The organism is Pelotomaculum sp. FP, assembly GCF_004369245.1.
GTDB lineage: Bacteria > Bacillota > Desulfotomaculia > Desulfotomaculales > Pelotomaculaceae > Pelotomaculum_C > Pelotomaculum_C schinkii.
On record NZ_QFGB01000028.1, the window covers coordinates 1 to 19,986 of the forward strand.

The following is a 19,986-nucleotide window of genomic DNA, read 5'->3' on the forward strand; positions in this document are numbered from 1 at the left end:
TATTGAGATTCATAAGGAACACAACGGGTTACATGTGGTTTTGCAGGCAACAGCTATGGGCAAGGACTGGAATGTCGTTATTACAGGTGGGGAAATTCCCCACCTGGGCTCCATAGCTTTGGGTATTTAAGCGCCCGAGCCTGCAAAATTCCGCGCGTATAAGCGCCACGGTTTCTGTATTGACCTTGACCGGGCATAAGGAAAGGAACGGAACTGTATTATGCTAAACTCTAAAAATATGGAACAGCAAATTCTCACGCCTTCGGAGATTTTACCAAAAAGAAACTTTATAGCGGCAAACCCTAAAAATATAGGGGTTATGATTGTTGTTTTAATAGCTTTATTAATTGGCATATGTAAACCTTTAACCGGTTTACCCCCCATAGGCCATCACATCATAGCTGTAGTGATTATTGCATTGGGGCTGTGGATTTTTAAGCCTAACAACGTACCTTTTATGGCAGGTTGCGCATTTATAGTCTCAGGCGGACTTATCTTTGGTCTCAATTATGGTGTTGTGGCAGCCGGATTTGTTAGCTCTTCGGTCTGGATTCTGATACCGGCTTTATATTTCGGTTTCGTATTGCAGAAAACCGGTCTTGGAAAGAGGATAGCCTACCTGGTATTAAAAGCTTTTGAGCCCGGGTGGGTGACGATGGCAATAAGCTGGTTTATTATTGGTGTACTTCTCTCGGCTTTGACCCCATCTATAACGGTACGCCTGGCAATTGTAATGCCTATTGCTCTGGGTGTTATTGACGCGTGTAAATTAAAATACAATTCGAAGGGTTCCGCCTTTATTGCACTCATAGCCTTTGCCATGTGCCTTTTCCCGGGTACCGGCTGGCTGACAGGTTCTCTGTCCGGACCGATTATGACCGGCTTCTTGCCTCCGGAACTGAAACCTCTGGCGACCTTCGACAACTGGTTCAAAATACTGGCTTTGCCCTGGTTCCTGGTTACAGTTATATATGTTGCGCTGGTTGTTGTCTTAATGAAGCCCAATGAGGCAATCGGTATTCCGCGTGATACCTTTAAGGAGGAATACAAAGGGCTGGGACCGATTAGCAGGGATGAAATAATTACTGGTATTATACTTGTCGCCTGCCTGGTATTATTCACAACCGAGAGAATTCATGGTATACCTGCGGCCGGGGCGGCTTTAATGGCGTTAGTCTTACTGCTCGTGTTTGGCATAATCAAACCGACGGAGATAGGGACCGGCGCGAACTGGGACGTCATCTGTTTTTTTGGCGTAGCGATCAGTCTTTCACCTATCTTTCTTGAGGCGAAAGTGTCCGCCTGGCTAACGCCAATACTACAACCCACGATACTTTCTCTTGCAGCTAATCCTCTAATTTTCTTGCTGCTTGTAACAATTGGGATGATGTTAATTCGATTTATTGATGTTCCCTGGGGCTTTTCTACGATAGCGCTTACAGCGGTCGTTCTCATTCCCGTATTCAACCAATTTGGTATTCACCCGCTGGTCGTAACCTTTGCTTACCTGGTTGGTATAAACTTTTTTCTGTTAAGTTACCAGCAACCGTGGATGTTGATGGCGGAAGGAATACTACAGAACAAAGGATGGGCTGCCAGCCATGTCTTTATAGCAGGCCTGTGCTTTATTATAGCAGCTATTGCAGCAATAGTGGTATGTGTGCCGTATTGGCGGATGATAGGCGTTATTCCTTAAATGAAATTCAGTGGTGATAAAAAACACAAAACTTAGGTACCTGTACCTAAGTTTTGTGTTTTTGTTTATTCAACATATTATATCTTCGAAAGTTGATTTAATGGGTATGACTTTAATTTGAATGTGGTTCTGGGGATTATGTTTATTAACCCATTGGGAGGTGAATTCCATGAACGCTTTAAGTGTGGGAGGTAAATCAGCATTATTTTTTACAGCCAGAAAAATTTTTCCGTTTATCGTAGGTGTCAGCGATAAAATCTTCAAGCAAATGCCCCAATCCGCTGAGGCAACATTAGCCGGAAGCACGGCAATGCCAAGTTCCTCACGGACCAAACTCAGGATTGTCTTAACTGAAGAGCAAGTCATCAGTATATTGGGTTCAAAGCCTGCAGACAGGCAGGCATTATGGAAATCTACATGATGGCCGGAAGCGGGAGGGGGGACAATGAAATTTTCACATTGTAATTCTTTCAGGTCTACAGATTTTCTGGTAGCCAAAGGATGGCGTTCACTGGTTACAACAACCATCTGGTCAGTCGCTACGGGAATGAACTGAAAGGAGGGATCTCCATTGTCTTTCTGAACAAAAGCCGCATCAATTTTTGAGTTATGCAATAAATCCAATAGTTCATTACACTGTTTTTCCCGCAGACTCAGTGTCACTCTGGGATAATTATTTTTAAAAGATGACAGCAGGTTGGGGATACGGTAGTGTCCGATTATGGGTATAACCCCTACTGATATATACCCTTTTCCAAAGGATATATATTCATGGATGCACCGCCGGGCTTCAATCACTTCTGACATGATGCGCTTGGCATGTGTGAGAAATTCTTTTCCCGCCGGGGTAAGCTGTACAGACCGGGTTGTTCTCACGAATAAACTGATGCCCAATTCGTTTTCCAGCTTACTGATTTGCTGGGAGAGCGAGGATTGAGATGTTTTAATCTCTTGCGCGGCACGGGTAAAGCTGCTGTATTTGGCAACCGCCAACACATATTCCAACTGATGCATTTCCATATTAACCTCAAAGCCCCCTACCTGCTGTTAGACTCCATTTTGTAATCCATTAAAAATAGGCTGTTTTGAGTGGTAGGCCTTTTCATTTAGCAATGAAGTAGATTCTGAAAATTAAGGCTTGTAATGTTATTATATACATTTGAAATTCAATAAGTAAAGTGCTATCGCATATATTAGTTGCAATAAGCATAATATTATCCAAAGTATTATTATGTGTAGTATCTTTGCATGGTTTTATGCCAACACATTAAGGTGTTAAAGTATTCTATGGCATTCTAAAACAAGGTGAATTTACAATAGTATCCTGCACCTGCTTTTAATTGGATGCTAGTATCAAAGATCTTTTTTGTCCAGTGGGATATAAGATAATTATATTTCGCTGGATAAATTAATAATTAGAACTAATTAATATAATCGCAAACATATATTTCACTTTGCTCATCTGCTGGTGATAAAATAAAAATAGATTAAAATCGAAATATTTGGATGCAAATGAAAAACTTCACATTCAAAGTGCCCCCTGGGCACTATGAAACTATTTAAAGGGTTTCAAGTATAAGTTGTTATTTGACATGAATCTTGTATTTAGCGTATCTAATCCAATGTATTTTGTGTAATGTCTTAAATATGAATGAGAAATGCATAATTGTGCCCGGGCGGAATTATATAATGAATTTTGAGCCATGCTGGGCTTAATATTAAATACCAACAAAAGCGAGGTGAAGTGATAAAGCTACATAAGATAACTTAGGGGCTGAGGGCTTATCTTGTGATTAGCAGATGCGGGGATTGTAGTAGGCGTTTTTTCAATTTCCTAAATTAGAAAGGGGAAAAGATTAATGTCAAAAGTTATTAGTACAGATCAGGTTGGCAAAGTAATTAAAGACGGCGATTGCGTAGCGTGGACTACAGCGGGCTTATGCGGTTTTTGCGAAGAGGTTGCAATAGCCCTTCAGAAGAGTTTTCTTGAAACCGGACATCCAAGGAATCTGATGATCACGCACAGCTGTGGTTGCGGCGACCATAAAGAAAGAGGTTTTAACCATTTTGGCCATGAGGGCATGGTCAGAAAGCACATTGGAGGGCATATTGGTGAGTCTCCCAAGTATGGTGCATTGGTTCTTGCTAATAAAATTGAGTGTCATTTGTTCCCACAGGGAGTCATGACCCATTTATGGCGGCAGATAGCCGGCAAAAAACCGGGTGTGCTCACCAAAGTGGGCTTGGGCACTTATGCCGACCCCCGTTTAGAGGGCGGCAAGGTCAATTCAATCACCAAAGATGATATGGTGAAAGTGGTTGAATTTGAAGGGGAAGAGTATTTGTACTATAAACCCTTCAAAATTGATGTGGCAGTTATTCGGGGCACCACCTGCGATGAAAATGGCAATATGACGATGGATAAAGAGTGTTTGTTCCTGGAACAGCTGCACATGGCCATGGCGGCAAAAGCATGCGGCGGAATTGTCATTGCTCAGGTGGCATACGTGAGCAAGCCTGGCACGCTTCATCCTAAGATAGTAAGGGTGCCAGCGAACCTCGTAGATTACATTGTTGTCGCCAAACCGGAAAATCACCTGCAAACGAAACAAACCTATCTTAATCCCGCCCTTTGTGGAGATGTCAGGACTCCGCTGGGCAGTGTTCCGCCCCTGCCGCTTGATGAACGCAAGATCATCGGGCGGAGAGCTGCTATGGAACTGCGGCCCGGGGCTATCGTTAACATGGGTATCGGCATGCCTGACGGTGTTGCCAGTGTAGCGGCAGAGGAAGGCGTCACTGACCAGATGACACTCTCCACAGAGTTAGGTAACTTTGGCGGCATGCCGGCAAAAGGACCTGATTTTCCGTCTACCTGGAACTCTGAATGCACCGTTGAGCACCCGAGTATGTTTGACTTTTATGACGGCGGCGGGCTTGACATAGCTTTTTTGGGAGCTGCCCAAATCGACCAAGAGGGCAATACCAATGTCAGTAAGTTTGGGACAAGGGTTGTAGGCCCTGGTGGCTATGTCAATATCTCTTCAACCTCCAAGAAAGTGGTTTTCGTCGGCACTTTGACCGCTGGTGCGGAATATGAGGTGAAGGACGGCACGATCCATATTATCAAAGAAGGCAATATCAAAAAATTCCTTCCAAAAGTTATGCAGGTTACCTATAGCGGCAAAAACTCCCAAAAAATGGGACAAAAAGTGGTCTATGTCACCGAGCGTGCCGTCTTTACCCTGGAAGACGGGGAAGTAACACTAATTGAAGTTGCGCCGGGTCTTGATGTGGAAAAAGATGTTATCAGCGCTATGGATTTCAGACCCCGGATTTCCCCCAACTTAAAAGAGATGCCGAAGGAACTATTTATGCCGAAGTGGGGTAAACTCGCAGAAATCATTGGGGCATAAGCATAAAACCCACATTCCGATATGTCTAAGTATTCGCAGTTAAAGTTTGCGAATACTTAGACACCTGATAATTAACTAATGGTCTAATTATTCGCAGCCAGTTAAATGCTGCGAATACTTAGACACTTGATAATTATCTCATAGAAATATTTATTGTTTGCAGTATCAATTGGGGAGAGTGATGCAGAAAGGTCATGCGGCAAAAGTGTTAGGCAGAAATTGTGTACTATTAATTAAAGAGAGGTGGAGAGATAGTGTACTTACCAGATTTTGATTATTACGCACCGGATAGTATAGGTGAGGCCTGCCAGCTGTTAGCACAATTTGGCGCCAAGGCTAAACTGATTTCCGGCGGTACCGATGTCCTGGTGAAAATGAAAAATGAATTGTTAGCGCCGGAGGTTCTTGTCTCAATAAAGAACCTGGAAGAGCTGAAAAAAATTGAATATGTCGCCGGTAAAGGTATTGTAATTGGGGCCAGAGCAAAACATAACGATCTCGTTTTTTCCGAACTGCTTGCAAAAAAATATCCATCCATACCGGGCGCGGCTAAACAAATGGCGCATAACCAGATCCGCAATTCCGGTACCATTGGCGGCAATATCGTTAACGCCGTTCCTTCCGCCGACCTGCCGCCGATCCTTATCGCCCTTAGCGCAACCGTTAATATTGCAGGTACCAAGGGTTCACGCAGCTTGGCCCTGGAAGACGTATTTACGGGACCCAATACGACCTGTTTGGCTCCGGACGAGATCATCACCGAAGTAATCATCCCTGATGGAAAAATGACCGGCAGTACCTACATGAAGTTCGGCCTCCGCGCTGCGGGCGCTTTAGCCGTCGCCGGTGTGGCCTCCGCTGTCTGTATCGAAAACGGTGTTATCAAGGATGCCCGTATAGTCATGAGCGCTGTTGGTCCGACACCGATGCGGGCCAAGAAAGCCGAAGGCTTCCTGAAAGGCAAGAAAGTATCTGACGATCTGCTAGCTGAAGCCGGTAAAATAGCCGCTGAAGAATGCAAGCCCATTGACGACTACAGGGCATCTGCAGAGTACCGCCGCAACCTGGTGAGCGTCTTTACCAAACGCTCATTGCGTAAGGCTATCGACGAAGGGCACGTATAAAGAAAGGAGGGATAAACAATGGCAAATGTTTTAACTGATACAGAAGGAAGAAAAAGCTACCTGGTTACTTTCACAATTAACGGTGACGAACACCAAGGATTGGTTAAAGCCAACACTCTATTCGTCAACTTTATTAGGGACGAACTGGATCTTACCGGTACCAAAAGAGGGTGTGAACTGGGTGACTGCGGTTCCTGCACCGTACTGATGGAAGGCAAACCGGTTAACGCCTGCCTGCTTCTGGCCGTTGAAGCAGATGGACATTCATTTACGACCATTGAAGGCCTCGCTACCACCAATAAGCTTGATCTTGTCCAGGAAAAATTTATTGAATATGGCGCTTTCCAATGTGGTTACTGCGCACCGGGCATGATCCTCTCGGCCAAAGCACTGCTTAACAGCAACCCCAAACCCACCGAGCATGAAGTAAGAGAAGCTATTTCCGGCAACCTGTGCCGCTGCACAGGCTACGTTAACGTTGTTAAAGCTATCTTGGCTGCTTCAGGTCAAGAAGTAGAACAAGAACATTAGTAAAGGGGTGAAAATAGATGAGCGTGAAGACCCAGATGAATGTAGAAGACAATGATTTACGCCTGCATTTTGAAAAAGAATATACCCAAATCAATAAGTCGGTACCGAGAATAGACGGCGTGGAAAAAGTAACCGGTGCTGGTAAATATGCAGGGGATCTCAAATTCCCCAACATGCTTTACGGCAAAATTTTGTACAGCCCCCACGCCCATGCCAAGATCCTGAGCATTGACACCTCAGAGGCTGAAAAAATACCCGGTGTTAAAGCTATTCTCACCGCCAAGGACGTACCGGACATGAAATATGGCATTAGTCCGGCCCGCTGGGATGAAAACATCTTTTGCATCGACAAAGTGAGGTATGTTGGAGACAAAGTAGCCGGTGTCGCCTGCGTTGATGAGGAAACCTGCTACAAGGCGATGAAAGCGATCAAAGTGGAGTATGAAATCCTGCCGGCTGTCCTTGACTACAGGACCGCTATGGACGAAGGCATGCCGCTCGTCCATGACAATTATAAAAATAACATCAACACTGAAATCCACCAGGATTTTGGAGATGTTGAGCAAGCCTTTAAAGATGCTTATTATGTGCGCGAAGACGTGTTTACCGGAGTACGTGCTTACCAGAACCCGATTGAACGCCACTCCAACGTCTGCATCTGGAAGGACGATAAGCTCACCATATATCCAAGTTCACAGTCCCCCCACTACTTCCAGTACTATGTCGCCCGCGAATTCGGTCTGAAAATGGGCCAGGTGCGGATAGTCCTGCCTTTAATCGGCGGCGGCTTTGGCGGCAAGCTCGAACCGTCCGGTCTGGAATTCGTCGGCTCAGTGCTGTCAAAAGTAACCGGCCGGCCGGTAATGATGTCCTATGACCGCCTGGAAATGTTCCAACATAACCGTGGCCGTCACCAGGGTACCTATAGAATCAAAACCGGTGTTGACAAGAACGGCAAAATCCTCGGCTCTCATACCTACTTCCTGCTGGACGGCGGCGCTTATACCGGTTTGGGGATTGCCACCGCTTACTATTCCGGGGCGCTGCTCCCCCTGACCTATCAGTTCGATAACTACAAATTCGACGGTTACCGGATCGCCACCAACCTGCCGGCATGCGGCGCCCACCGCGGGCACGGAGCTCCCCAGCCCAAATACGCTTTTGAAAGCCATTTGGACAACATAGCCAAGGCTATAGGTATGGACCCGCTGGAAATCCGCCTGATTAATGCGCGCCAGCCGAATACCACCACCGTCAATGGTTTTGGTATCCAATCCTGCGAATTGACAGCTTGCTTGAATAAGATTGCCGAATTGAGTGACTGGCGGAAGAAAAAGAAAGAAGGCCTGCCGGAAGGAAGAGGGATTGGTATCGCCACCGGTTCCTTCGTTTCCGGCGCCGGTTATCCCATCTACCGCAATGACTGGCCCTCTGCTTCCGCAATGATCAGGGTGAACGAAGACGGGACTTCAGCTACACTTTATTCGATGTCAGCCGATCTTGGACAAGGTTCCAGCACCGTCCTGTGCCAGATGGCGGCTGAAGCCATGGGCTACAAGTATGAAAATATGAAGATTGTTTGTGGTGATACTGAAACTGCGCCGCTTGATTTTGGAGCTTATGCCAGCCGGCAGACCCTGTTCTCAGGGTGGGCCGTCAAACGGGCAGGAGAGAAAATCAAGAATGACATTCTCGAGACGGCCGCCTTCATGATGGGCCTGCCCAACGAAGATATGGATTTAGATTGTGTTGATGGAATTATTTTCTCCAAGTCCCGTCCCAAAGTTAAGGTAACTACCTTTGAAGAAGCGGCAGCCCGTTACTTCAAGCTCAAAGGACCGCTTGTCGGGACAGGTCTCTACACAGTGCACCGTACCGGCGGTTATCATAAGGGCGCTCCTGTGGGCACGTCGCCGGCTTACAGCTTCGGTGTCCAGGCCGCTGAAATGGAAGTCGATGAAGAAACCGGCAAACTTACCTGCTTAAATTTCTGGGATGTGCATGACTGCGGTCAGGTGATCAACCCGAGACTGGTCGAAGGCCAGATCCACGGAGCTCTGTATATGGGTATTGGCGAGGCAATTTCAGAGCAGGTCCAATTTGACGACAAGGGCAAGATCGTGAACGGCAGCATGGGCGGGTATCTGATGCCGACGGCGCTGGATATGCCGAAAGAAGTAACTCACAAACTTGTTGAAAGTTACGAACCTGTAGCGCCATGGGGCGTTAAAGAATGTGGTGAAGGCTCAACCAACCCGACCATGGGCGCTTTCAGAAACGCTATTGCTGACGCGGTTGGCGCGAACGTCACTGCACTGCCATTAAATCCTGAACACGTATGGCGTGCAATTCAAGAAAAGAAAAAGGCAGAAGAAAAGAAATAAATAAGTAGATTGTTGAATTAAGATCCAGTTGAGATATGAGAGACGGATCCACGTCTCTCATATCTCAATTATAGTTGAGGATAACAATGGTTATTGTCCAAATGATTTATAAGGTATGGCTGTACTATTAAGATAATAGATAATGGATAAAAATATTTATTTTTTTATGGCTACTATACTAAATATTAAGATGTTATAGACTATGGTAATTTATTGTATGTGAAAAAGGCACTTTCAAGGTGATGAAATAAATAAGCTTTCAGACGGTTAAAGCGGAGAAAACGGCAAATTTGGCAAAAGCAGCATTCGACGGGTTGTTGCGTCGGGTGAGGTTGTAAAATTAGGGAAGCGCTGTGAAGCTTTAGGTTCATTTTGAAAAGCTAGAAAAATGAAGGTATGAAATGAAGGTATGATTGGAGTGCGTTAATATGATTGAAGAAATACTGCCTGATATCTATAAAATAGAAATCCCGCTGCCCAGGAATCCTCTAAAGTATTTAAACTCCTATCTTATCAAAGGCAGTGAACGGAACCTGCTCATCGATACCGGATTCAATCAGGAAGAATGCAGAAAGGCAATGTTTGAAGGACTTGAGAAATTGGAAGTAAATTTGGAACAAACGGATTTTTTTATCACCCACATGCATGCTGATCATTCCGGTCTCGTTACAACTTTAGCTACTGATCACTCTAAGGTATATTGCAGCGAGATAGATGCTCACGTAATTAATTTCGGGGTGTCAGGAGTTTTCTTTTCGGAAATGCACAGGTTATTAATAGAACATGGATTACCGTTACAGGAGGCCGATAAGGCTATTGAGGAACACCCTGCAAAAAAATATAACATGGGCAAAACACAAGTGTTTAATACTGTTAAAGATAATGACCTTATAAAAGTAGGGGATTATATTTTTAAATGTGTGCACACTCCTGGACACAGCCCGGGGCACATGTGCCTTTATGAAGAAGACAAAAAAATTTTGATATCAGGGGATCATATTCTGGATGAAATTACTCCGGTTATCGTGTTTACGATATGGGCTTCAAACCCCCTGAGAGATTATTTTAACAGTCTGGTTAAAACCGAACAATTGGAAACAAGCCTTACTTTACCGGCCCACAGGCGGATTATTACCAATGTCCAAAAAAGGATACATGAATTAAAGGAGCATCATGATATAAGGTTAATCGAGATATTAAATATTTTATTTAAAGGTGAAATGACTGCCTATCAGGTCGCTGCAAAAATGACATGGGATGTGAAGTACTCTACCTGGGAACAATTCCCGGTGAACCAAAAATATTTTGCAACGATTGAGGCGATAAGCCATCTTAATTATTTATGCCATAAAAATATGGTCAGGAAAACTGAGAAAGAAGGAAAATTTTTATTTGAGCTTATAGATGACTGAATTATCAACGTTTCAGGTTCATTATAAAAGAAAAAAAGCTCTTTAAAGGGGTGAAAAAAATGAGGCTGCAGACGATTAAAGTGGAAGAAGCGGTAGGGAAGGTGCTCAGCCACGATATCACCAAAATCGTGAAGGGGGAAGCCAAGGGAGCGCTATATAAAAAAGGGCACATCATAAGGAGAGAAGACGTACCCGAGCTCTTGAGGTTGGGCAAGGAAAATATCTACATCTTAGACCTTGAGTCCAGTGATATCCATGAGGATGAAGCCGGTATCCGCCTGGGTAAAGCTGTCACCGGCGAGGGTGTAACCTGGTCCGGCCCCAAGGAAAGCCGCGTGAACATGCACGCCGGCTGCGACGGGCTGTTGAAAATCAATATCCCCGCTCTGGAAGCGATTAACGAGCTGCCCGACGTGATTTTATCAACCTTGCCCAACAATACGGTGGTCAAAGAAGGCGAGCTGCTGGCGGGGACCAAGGTAATACCGCTGGTAGTGCCCGAAACAACAGTAACAACCGCTGAAAACATTTGCCGGCAGGCAGGCTGGGTAATAAAAGTGCTGCCCTTTCAAAAGCTAAGAGTGGGCGCCGTCATTACCGGCAGCGAAGTATATAAAAGGCGCATCCGCGATGGTTTCGGTCCGGTCATCGCAGAAAAGGTGGAGTCCTTCGGTTCAACGATGTTGGGCGTAGATTTCGCGCCTGACAGCGTGGAAATCATTGCCGCCAAGATCAACAAAATGGCCTCAGACGGAGCGGATATCATCTTTGTAACGGGGGGCATGTCTGTCGATCCCGACGATGTTACCCCGCATGCCATTCGGCTGGCGGGAGCCAAAGTGGAAAAATACGGCGCCGCCGCGCTGCCCGGCGCGATGTTTATGCTGGCCTACCTGGGAGATATCCCCGTCATGGGGGTACCAGCCTGTGGCATGTTTTTTAAAGTGACCATCGTGGATTTAATGCTGCCGCGGCTATTGGCAGGTGAACGGGTAACCCGTAGGGACATCGTGGCGCTGGCCTGCGGCGGGCTCTGCAGGGCCTGTCCCGAGTGCAGGTATCCCAACTGCACCTTCGGCAAAGGCTCGCACTGACCTGAAATAACTTTTTGCACGATAATTCTAAGATAAAGCCACTCTTGCTACCCCGCTAAATGCAGGTGCGAATTCATTCGCACAAAGGTTACATTAAACCACACAAGTCCGGCGCTAACCGCCGGGTGCGATTAAAATCGCGCCCACATCGTTTAGTTTTTATCTTCTCCTGGCGCCCCCAGAGCGGCATGCATTTCTAAGATAAAAATAAACCTGGGGAGGGGGTAATTAAATAATGGAAATAAACCTGCAGCAGGGGATAGCCGTGGTAACCGTCATAGGCAAGGAAAACCTTCCCGGCAGCCTCCTGAGCGCAGACACAGTAGCGGTAGAAGGTATGGTCTGCGGTGGCGCGATGGAAGTGTTTATTGAACCGGTAGAAGCATATAAAAAGGTTCAATGGGGGTGAAAGCAATGATTAAAAATAAACCACTGGTAGTAATAAGAGGGGCCGGCGACCTCGCCTCAGGAGTAGCTTACCGTCTATATAACAGCGGTCTGGACGTGATCATGACCGAAATAGAACGCCCGCTGGTAGTTAGAAGGACAGTGTCGTTTGCCGAGGCGGTATACGCGGGCAGGGTTACCATAGAAGGAATAGACGCCTGCCTGGCCGGTTCGGTGGAAGAGGCCCTGTCTTTGTTGGAAAAAAGGATCATCCCGGTGCTGGTAGACCCCGAAGCAGTCGTAGTAAAGCTAGCTCGTCCCGCAGTGGTAGTGGACGCGATAATGGCAAAGCGTAATCTCAATACCGCTATTGAGGATGCTCCACTGGTCATCGGCCTGGGGCCGGGCTTTACAGCCGGCGTTGACGTCCACGCGGTTATTGAAACCTGCAGGGGACACCGCCTGGGGCGGGTTATCTACAGCGGCAGCGCTATTCCAGATACAGGCTCTCCGGGCGCTGTTGACGGCTATACCCTGGAGAGGCTGTTGCGGGCGCCGGTGGACGGGGTTGTGACACCTCGCCTTTGCATCGGCGAGCAGGTGGAAAAAGGGGAAGTAGTGGCCCATGTTGAAACAACTCCGGTATATGCGGAATTGACGGGAATGGTAAGGGGTATGCTCAAAGAAGGGACCCGGGTTCCCAAGGGGACCAAGATAGGTGACATCGATCCGCGTGAAAATGCTGAATATGATACCATCTCCGATAAAGCTCTGGCTGTTGGCGGTGGGGTTTTGGAGGCAGTATATCATTTTCTAAAAGCAGGTAGATTCCCGTGAGATGTAATTATGGCTCGGGGGAAATTTCTGAGACAAAAGCAGGGAAGTTGTATTAAGAACTTATTTAAAAACCTGTGTCGATTTTAACCTAATGATAGATCTCCTTAAGCGATAATATATGGAAAGGGCTTGTGTGAATTCCCATGAAGGGTTTCCGGAAGTCCTTTTCTCTTTAAGAAGCGTTTGTTAACAGGAGCATTTCTATGCTCTTTTATCAGAAAATATAAAGAATTCTCAATGTAATTACGTCAATAAGTTACAATTAATAGATCAATTTCATTGATTTTTCAGCCTCCAAAGAATAAAAAGCTTTGTTAATGATTGAGTAAGTAAAAGCAGGGATACTTAAGACACTGTATTGAAAAAACGAAGTTCAGAAGAAAAATGCAATGCATATTCATTCCATTAATAAGTATAAATGATTAATTCAATCTCGAAAGTATATTTCATTTATTCATTAACAGGTGGTAGAATAAATTTAAAAGTTAGTAATTATTAAATAATTGCTATAGCATAGAACAACTTGTGCAAGTTGGAACATATCTTATTATTAATTAAACTACAAAAACACGAGCCACCTGGGGTGCGTAACAGGGACGGTTGCATATACAACGGAGATTCAGAGTAGTATCGAGCTGCTTGAAAGAAGAGTGTTTATAGTAAAGGTCAAGGGGGGTAGCTAATAAGATAACCTGAATGGCTCCGATTGGGCGAGTAAGGAGTAGTTACGGTGAAACATTTTTCTGGCTTTATCCTTAAGTTTTGCGTTATAAGAATTCCTTCTTACGGCACGAGGGACGGGGTGTACCGGAGAGTACCTTACTGGAAATGAGAAGAGTATTGGTAGAAACATCAGCGGAGAAGCGCCTAATGAGTTGTTGTATCATAGGTCTCATGGGATTAATCATGGATCATATTGAAGAAGCTCTGCTAGACTAACTTAGCCTGAGTGAAGCAACTTGTGATTTCTAGCCAGAGGTAGTCTTAAGTAAAGGAGAGTGTTGAAAAAATGTTCATGAGGGGACTTCGACAAACTACAGATGTTGATTACAAGTATTGGTCTCCGGCGGAAACTATGCCGCCGAGCGAGATCAAAAAACTCCAATATAATAGATTGCTTGAACAAGTCAATTATCTTTGGGCGAAAAGTTCTTTTTATCACGAAAAATGGCAAGAAAGCGGCTTTTGTCCTGAGAAATTAAAAACGTTGGAGGATATCAGGTATATACCCCGTTTGACGAAAGAAGAAATCCGCGAAAGCCAGGAGAAGAATCCCCCATATGGAATGATGTGCGTTCCCGGACGCGGGCCAATCATTCGTATAGGTATGACTTCAGGTACTACCGGTAGACCTGTGCTTATTCCATTTACCGAGGAAGATTACTTCGGAACTTATTTAGAAGGCCATGTGCGGAGCGCGTGGGCAGCAGGCGTACGGAAGGAAGATATAGTCCACGTTGCTTACGGTTTCACGCCTTTTATGGGACTTGCTTCCTCCTATGACTCTTGTGAGCATTTAATTGGAGCTTTAGTAGTTCCAGGTGGTACATGGGACAGTTCGTTACGTCTTACAATGATTGAAAAGCTGGGAATAACCGTATTGATGGGAACGCCGACATATCTTTTACATTTAGCGAGCGTTGCCGAGGAACATGGTATTGATCCCCGGAAACTGGGAGTAAGAATGATATGTACCGCCGGTGAACCTGGCGCAATGTCTGCGCCAAATACCGGTCTGCGTTTGGAAAAAGCATGGGGAAGTAAAATATATGATTATTGCGGAACTCAGGAGACAAATTGTATAGCGTGGTTGTGCGAAGAAGGAACAGCACATTTAAACGAAGATCTATTATATTTTGAAGTATTAGATCCTGAGACAAACGAACCGGTTGAACCCGGTGCTCCCGGAAAATTAGTGGTTACCGATTTGGTGCAAAAAACTCATCCTTGTATCAGGTTTGAAACTAGTGATATGGTGAGTGGCATAGAAACAGATACTGCCTGCCCGTGTGGAAGGACGCTCAGCATATTTAAGGGGTTTAAAGGGCGTGTAGGCGATATCATAAAAGTTAGGGGAGTTTGTGTATCCGTAGCGGGAATTGAAAATGTGATACGGGGAATTGAGGATTGTTCTGACAATTATGAGTACCATGCGTTCAAAGGTGATAACGGGATGGATAGGATAAAAGTGCGGATAGAGCCACAAAAAAATATAGAGACAGAACTGTGGGATAATATCCGTAAGAAGGTAGCTGAGGCCTTGCATAATGCTTTTATGATTAATATGGATGTGGAAGTAATACCTCCGGGGACACTTCCTGTATATAAACTGAAAGCAAAACGCTTCCGCGATCTTAGATAATAGGGAACCACGTCAAAGTTACACTAAAATGTTAAACGTATTAGTTCCAATGTGCTTCAATATTCCAGCTGAGTTTAAGTAAGGTGGATTAAGGTGAAAGGCTATCGTTTTAAACATAGATTAAGAGTTCGTTATTCCGAAGTTGATACCCAACAGATTGTATTTAACTCAAACTACCTCAATTATATTAATATTGCTGCAAGCGAGTATTTTTGTGAAGTACTTCAAATTGATCTATTTGAGCTTGAGCAGAGTGAAATAATTGATCGTGTTATCAAAAAGACAACCCTGGAGTACAATAAACCTGCAGCATTGTATGATTGGCTAAATATCTGGTGTAGAACAGTGAAAATGGGGAATACAAGCTTGGTTATGGAGTTTATTATTACTAGGGACGAAGAAGAGGGTGTATTACTCACAGCAGAAATTCTTTACGTAAGCTATAACCCAAAGATAGGAGCAATAAAGCCTATTCCTGACGTCCTTCGCCAAACCATTGAAAGGTATGAACATGGAGATAGTTACTAAAAAATTTTTTAATATTGTTAGATAAAGGGAAACCCCCATTTTTAGAAGTCTGTCATTGTAGATAACTTTACCCGGAAAGCAGGAGAATTATTGGAGAAAGGAAATAACACAAAACGCTCAGCTAATTCAAAAATAAGCCATGACAACATGGTTAGATATATTGCTAATGATTTAGTTTCAAGGGGATATAGCGTGCATGCTGATCATATTAATTGGCCAAAAGGGTCCTTTCTTGAACTTAACGGCTATGTACCAGATGTAACTGCTATAGATAACAATAATTCTCTAGTATTTGAAATTGAAACATGCTTAACTTGTAATAGTGAGCATGCAAAGGAAAAACTTACGGCTTTTGATAAAAAGGCTGGAACATATATCATTGTTCCACCTGTTTGCTCTAGGGATAACAATAACTATGATCCAGTTGCAGAAGTAAAACAAGTTCTTAAAAATTGGGGATTATTTTTAGTAAGGGTAGGAACTTGTGATCCCTTCACAGGAATAATAAATTACAACCCTTAGTTAATCGAAGTAATTTAGCCGGAGTCTGTAAAATAATTTGTTTAAACTTCTTGAGTGTATATATTAAAATGCTTTTAACGAGGTTTGTTTTAAAAGAAGGAAACAAGGCGGTAACAGTGGAAGCCATCTCTTGCAAAAAATTTAGGAGATGGCTTCTTCATCATATTGCGGCATAGGAAGAAACAGGGTCTACTTTTTTTATACCTGGTTTTATAATTTTAAGAGCTTGTCTATTTCTTCTTCGGTTAATATCTTGTAGCCTTCCATGCCATTGGTGAATTCATATTTCATTTCCTGGCCGTCAGTAATACGGACCTCCCAGACTTGTTCATCATATACATAAATCTTTGCTTGTAAAACTTTAAGGCTTTTATCGTAATGTAAATCCTTAGGTGTTATGACCAATTCCCCAAAAATTAACTGGGCGGAAGTTTTGAAGTCACCCAAATCCGCCATTGGACAATAATATCCCGTTTTCCAAGCTTTTTTCAAGTATTCGCGAAAAGGTTTTAGAATAACCTCAAAAGGTTCACTCTCTAATCGACACAACTCTTCCATCCGTTCCAGTCCCTCCCTACATGTATAACTAATAGTTTAGAGTATTAGCTAGCGTTGAATAAAAACTGACGGCTAATGTAAACAAGGCTTGGGACACGTCTCCGGATCATTCCTTCAATAGATCCTGCATTTGTTTTATGGCAAAAGCCTCATCTAACATTTCCTCCAATATATTACACGGGAATTCTTCACATTCAGAGCAATTGTTCGAGTTTTTTACCATATTACAGCCTCTAACTTCGCACTTTACGCAATTAAAGAAAATAACATCTGACTTGCACCCGAGACAGTTTATTTCTTCATCTTCAATACGCGTGCCATATATCTTGCTCCAGTTTTCGGCGGTTTGCTTTCTCAATATGTCGTCATTATTTACTGTAGCCTTGTACGCGTCGCAATCATTGCACATCAACCCGCAGTATGACATCAGTTTATCCATATAATTAGGCCTCCTAATATTGTTAAACTAATTATACAAATAATATAGGGCTTTTACTAGGAGCTATTAATTCGAAGTATGAATCGGAGTTATTGAGTCCAAGTATGAATAACAAGAAGATGCTTTCTTGTTAAAGTAAACAAGATAACGGTATGTTTTGTTGCCAATCCAAGGGATATCGGCACATATCTGGGCTAACAGCCAGTCGACTTCATTTAATCTCATAATTACAGACGGGTCTAATCCTTTACTCTGTTCGTCAATTTGTTTTTCCAGAGCCCTGAAGCTTTCAACGTCCCCTATGCCATCCTGGGGTATAGGAGATGCGGCTTTTGGTTTTCATTAACACTGTGTACTCTTTTTGATGCTTATATCATGCTGCCCTTGGTTACAAGGTCCTGATTTGCCTATTGCTGGCGCGAACTTCTATCAATTGGCCAGCAATACTGATGGCGATTTCAGCAGGAGTTTCCGCTTTAATGTACAAACCAATCGGTGCATAGATCCTTTTGATATCGTCTTGTGTAAACCCTTCTTCCTCAACCAGTTTTTTGTATATAGCAGATAATTTTGTTTTGCTGCCGATCATGCCTATATAGAGAGCATCCGTGCGTAAAGCCTGTACGAGCACCGTATAATCATACTGATGTCCTCTGGTCATGATTATGATATAATCGTTCGGTTCGATTTGCACGCTTGCACCGATATTGTTAAAATCGCCCAGATAGGTTTCTGCCTGCGGGAAAATTCTATTATTCGCAAATTCCGGCCGGTCTTCAATAACCATGCAGCGGAAGCCGATATGGGTTAATATTTGAACCAGATCTTGCGCTACATGTCCACCGCCAAATATGCAGACCTTGCCTGCCCGTACTAAAGGTTCTATATAATATTTCCTGTCGTTTTTTACAGTCAAAACACATTGACTGCTCAACAATGGCAAAATCTCCGTAGCCTTTATACTTTCGGAACCGTATAGACCCTGGTCTTGCATATATACGGCTAAACCCCATGCCACCTCATCCGTGATATCCATAATAATCCAGGAATTTACGTTCCAATGAAAAAGCTCGGTGATTAGTTTTAGAAGAGCGATGTTTTTTTCATCCCCGCCCTCAAAATATTGGAAATAAACAGTAACATCACCGCCACAAATCATCCCCAGGTCGGCAACTTGATTCGGCGAAAGATTAAAACCTTTGGAGTAGGACTGTTTGCTGGAGAGCACTTCCATAGCAAGCTGCTGGGATTCATGTTCTACGGCGCCGCCGCCTATCGTACCGAAGGATTCCCCATTTTCACATACGAGCATCCTTGCTCCCGCGCCTCTCGGCGTAGAGCCGGAACTGGCAATTATGCTGACCAACACAACGCTTTGACCTGATGAAATACGTTCATGCATCTTCTGAAACAAATTTTTCATTTTATCCATGTCCTCCCATAGTATTTTTACAATCTTAACATTAGCTATAGGCTAAAAATTTATATTAATTTGCATTAAAGCCGGAAAAGAGGGAGGCTTACTCTAAATTCATGTATGCTACGGCCCCGAAGGGAGGGATTGGCTGATTTTCTCCGGTCAATACCCATAGCACGGGGTAGGAGGGCGGTTCCTTAGGGAAGGTTGCATTTCCGTCGGTCAGGAAGATCATAAACGATGGGTCGATAGCGCGTTTTTCGACTTCCTGAAACAAAGGGCGGAAGTTTGTCCCGCCGCCACCCTTAAACTGCATCGGGACGCTCTCCGGGTCAAGCTCCTCGAAAAGTTGGACAGCCGCGTCACAGAAGGCGATATAGCCCTTGAACTCTGGATAGGAGAAGACTATACCTATCAACTCGGAGATGAACTCCTTGTAAAAACGCCAAACCGAACCGGAAGTATCAATGGCTACAACGACCTCTTCGATTCCTTCATTTCCAAACTCCGGTAGGAAGACGTAGTCGAAACGCCGGTCAGGCGGTATGAAGGTGTAGTCCGACCTAGTGGGCTGGACAAAAGAAGCCAAAGCCTGCCTCCAGTCTACCTTGGGGTACAAGAGCATGTCGATTAGCTGCTTCAGTCCACTGGGAAGGTGACCTTTTTGCTGGGCCACCTGGGCGGTACGCATCTTCCAGGTCGAAGCATCCTTGTTGGTGTCGTCAGACTCATCCTGGCCGAATTTGTTCTTACCCCACTTGGAATGGTCGTCCAGGACTTTACCACTGGGTTCATACGTCTCGGAATCATTTTGCCCCGAGAAGGAGATCACACCCGCACCGCTGGAATTTTTGTTGGGCGGGTTCTCCTCTTTTAGAATATTGTACACGGCTTCAGCCGTCATTTCCTCAAAACGTTCGTCTAATAGGGCGTCGGGCGGTAGAGGAAGTCCCTGGTCAGTGACGATTTGATTCACGACATAATCACAGGCCATATCCCAGAGCTTCGGGTCCCGGGTACTCCGCCGCCAGATATGCTGGAGGGCTGAATGCATTACTTCGTGGACCAGGTAGCTCATCAATAGTTTAACGCCGCCGGTATTGACCAGATCCTGTACAAACTCATCGTTGAAAGAGAGGGTAAAACCCTCCGTCCTCATCGACGGAGTGGACGGATCAACTTTGGGCTCCAGGTAGAGGGCCAGAGTACCAAAGAAGGGATACTTCAAGAGCATCTGAGTCCTGGCCTTGCCGATCCAATAGAGAGAATCTCGCACGAT

Annotated in this window: 17 protein-coding genes; 12 read left to right on the top strand and 5 right to left on the bottom strand. The window is 44.5% G+C overall.

The genetic code is table 11. The annotated features are described in order from the left end of the window. Nucleotides 1-238 precede the first annotated feature (238 nt). A complete protein-coding gene (locus tag Psfp_RS12005; RefSeq protein WP_243120607.1) occupies nt 239-1,696 on the top strand; it encodes an anion permease in 1,458 nt (485 codons plus the stop codon). A gap of 69 nt (nt 1,697-1,765) precedes the next feature. Here the strand turns inward: Psfp_RS12005 and Psfp_RS12010 are convergent, their stop codons facing one another. Then, nucleotides 1,766-2,716 carry a LysR family transcriptional regulator gene (locus Psfp_RS12010; protein ID WP_134218784.1) on the bottom strand — a complete coding sequence of 317 codons (951 nt, stop codon included), beginning with the start codon at nt 2,714-2,716 and terminating at the stop codon, nt 1,766-1,768. Nucleotides 2,717-3,555: 839 nt separating this feature from the next. Between Psfp_RS12010 and Psfp_RS12015 the strand changes: the two genes are divergently transcribed. The 11 genes from Psfp_RS12015 to Psfp_RS12060 all read left to right on the top strand — a co-directional run bounded on the left by Psfp_RS12015 (nt 3,556) and on the right by Psfp_RS12060 (nt 16,293). Beyond that, nucleotides 3,556-5,112: a CoA-transferase gene (locus tag Psfp_RS12015; protein ID WP_134218785.1), complete on the top strand. Its 1,557-nt coding sequence runs from the start codon at nt 3,556-3,558 to the stop codon at nt 5,110-5,112. A gap of 254 nt (nt 5,113-5,366) precedes the next feature. Next, a complete protein-coding gene (locus Psfp_RS12020; RefSeq protein WP_134218786.1) occupies nt 5,367-6,236 on the top strand; it encodes a xanthine dehydrogenase family protein subunit M in 870 nt (289 codons plus the stop codon). An 18-nt stretch (nt 6,237-6,254) separates the two neighbouring features. Further along, a complete protein-coding gene (locus Psfp_RS12025; RefSeq protein WP_134218787.1) occupies nt 6,255-6,767 on the top strand; it encodes a (2Fe-2S)-binding protein in 513 nt (170 codons plus the stop codon). A gap of 17 nt (nt 6,768-6,784) precedes the next feature. Next, the gene (gene hcrA, locus Psfp_RS12030; RefSeq protein ID WP_243120608.1) at nt 6,785-9,151 is read left to right on the top strand and encodes a 4-hydroxybenzoyl-CoA reductase subunit alpha; all 2,367 of its coding nucleotides are present in this window, start codon (nt 6,785-6,787) and stop codon (nt 9,149-9,151) included. Nucleotides 9,152-9,579: 428 nt separating this feature from the next. Next, the gene (locus Psfp_RS12035; protein WP_134218788.1) at nt 9,580-10,563 is read left to right on the top strand and encodes an MBL fold metallo-hydrolase; all 984 of its coding nucleotides are present in this window, start codon (nt 9,580-9,582) and stop codon (nt 10,561-10,563) included. 59 nt (nt 10,564-10,622) lie between these two features. Beyond that, nucleotides 10,623-11,657 (top strand): molybdopterin-binding protein, encoded by a 1,035-nt coding sequence (locus Psfp_RS12040; protein WP_134218789.1) that lies wholly within the window; start codon nt 10,623-10,625, stop codon nt 11,655-11,657. A 235-nt stretch (nt 11,658-11,892) separates the two neighbouring features. Beyond that, nucleotides 11,893-12,066 carry a hypothetical protein gene (locus tag Psfp_RS21710; RefSeq protein ID WP_192895411.1) on the top strand — a complete coding sequence of 58 codons (174 nt, stop codon included), beginning with the start codon at nt 11,893-11,895 and terminating at the stop codon, nt 12,064-12,066. Nucleotides 12,067-12,071: 5 nt separating this feature from the next. After that, nucleotides 12,072-12,881: a selenium-dependent molybdenum cofactor biosynthesis protein YqeB gene (yqeB, locus tag Psfp_RS12045; protein WP_134218790.1), complete on the top strand. Its 810-nt coding sequence runs from the start codon at nt 12,072-12,074 to the stop codon at nt 12,879-12,881. 1,009 nt (nt 12,882-13,890) lie between these two features. Then, nucleotides 13,891-15,243, top strand: coding sequence for an AMP-binding protein (locus Psfp_RS12050; protein WP_134218791.1), 1,353 nt, complete (start codon nt 13,891-13,893; stop codon nt 15,241-15,243). A 93-nt stretch (nt 15,244-15,336) separates the two neighbouring features. Beyond that, complete coding sequence (locus Psfp_RS12055; RefSeq protein WP_192895412.1) at nt 15,337-15,771, top strand: thioesterase family protein; 435 nt, start codon at nt 15,337-15,339, stop codon at nt 15,769-15,771. Between the two features lie 90 nt (nt 15,772-15,861). After that, nucleotides 15,862-16,293 carry a hypothetical protein gene (locus Psfp_RS12060; RefSeq protein ID WP_134218793.1) on the top strand — a complete coding sequence of 144 codons (432 nt, stop codon included), beginning with the start codon at nt 15,862-15,864 and terminating at the stop codon, nt 16,291-16,293. Between the two features lie 210 nt (nt 16,294-16,503). Here the strand turns inward: Psfp_RS12060 and Psfp_RS12065 are convergent, their stop codons facing one another. From Psfp_RS12065 to Psfp_RS12080, 4 genes are all read right to left on the bottom strand, one after another. Then, nucleotides 16,504-16,851, bottom strand: coding sequence for a hypothetical protein (locus Psfp_RS12065; protein ID WP_134218794.1), 348 nt, complete (start codon nt 16,849-16,851; stop codon nt 16,504-16,506). A gap of 106 nt (nt 16,852-16,957) precedes the next feature. Next, complete coding sequence (locus tag Psfp_RS12070) at nt 16,958-17,290, bottom strand: DUF3795 domain-containing protein (RefSeq protein ID WP_134218795.1); 333 nt, start codon at nt 17,288-17,290, stop codon at nt 16,958-16,960. 388 nt (nt 17,291-17,678) lie between these two features. Beyond that, the gene (locus Psfp_RS12075) at nt 17,679-18,713 is read right to left on the bottom strand and encodes an XdhC/CoxI family protein (protein ID WP_134218796.1); all 1,035 of its coding nucleotides are present in this window, start codon (nt 18,711-18,713) and stop codon (nt 17,679-17,681) included. A 97-nt stretch (nt 18,714-18,810) separates the two neighbouring features. Then, nucleotides 18,811-19,983, bottom strand: coding sequence for a VWA-like domain-containing protein (locus tag Psfp_RS12080; protein WP_134218797.1), 1,173 nt, complete (start codon nt 19,981-19,983; stop codon nt 18,811-18,813). Nucleotides 19,984-19,986 lie beyond the last annotated feature (3 nt).

Bases quoted from the DNA above. Each gene is read 5' to 3' on its own strand.
- Psfp_RS12040 (WP_134218789.1), top strand. From the start codon at position 10,623: ATGAGGCTGCAGACGATTAAAGTGGAAGAAGCGGTAGGGAAGGTGCTC.
- Psfp_RS21710 (WP_192895411.1), top strand. From the start codon at position 11,893: ATGGAAATAAACCTGCAGCAGGGGATAGCCGTGGTAACCGTCATAGGC.
- Psfp_RS12070 (WP_134218795.1), bottom strand. From the start codon at position 17,290: ATGGATAAACTGATGTCATACTGCGGGTTGATGTGCAATGATTGCGAC.
- hcrA (WP_243120608.1), top strand. From the start codon at position 6,785: ATGAGCGTGAAGACCCAGATGAATGTAGAAGACAATGATTTACGCCTG.
- yqeB (WP_134218790.1), top strand. From the start codon at position 12,072: ATGATTAAAAATAAACCACTGGTAGTAATAAGAGGGGCCGGCGACCTC.
- Psfp_RS12035 (WP_134218788.1), top strand. From the start codon at position 9,580: ATGATTGAAGAAATACTGCCTGATATCTATAAAATAGAAATCCCGCTG.
- Psfp_RS12050 (WP_134218791.1), top strand. From the start codon at position 13,891: ATGTTCATGAGGGGACTTCGACAAACTACAGATGTTGATTACAAGTAT.
- Psfp_RS12025 (WP_134218787.1), top strand. From the start codon at position 6,255: ATGGCAAATGTTTTAACTGATACAGAAGGAAGAAAAAGCTACCTGGTT.
- Psfp_RS12010 (WP_134218784.1), bottom strand. From the start codon at position 2,716: ATGGAAATGCATCAGTTGGAATATGTGTTGGCGGTTGCCAAATACAGC.
- Psfp_RS12075 (WP_134218796.1), bottom strand. From the start codon at position 18,713: ATGAAAAATTTGTTTCAGAAGATGCATGAACGTATTTCATCAGGTCAA.
- Psfp_RS12005 (WP_243120607.1), top strand. From the start codon at position 239: ATGGAACAGCAAATTCTCACGCCTTCGGAGATTTTACCAAAAAGAAAC.
- Psfp_RS12015 (WP_134218785.1), top strand. From the start codon at position 3,556: ATGTCAAAAGTTATTAGTACAGATCAGGTTGGCAAAGTAATTAAAGAC.
- Psfp_RS12065 (WP_134218794.1), bottom strand. From the start codon at position 16,851: ATGGAAGAGTTGTGTCGATTAGAGAGTGAACCTTTTGAGGTTATTCTA.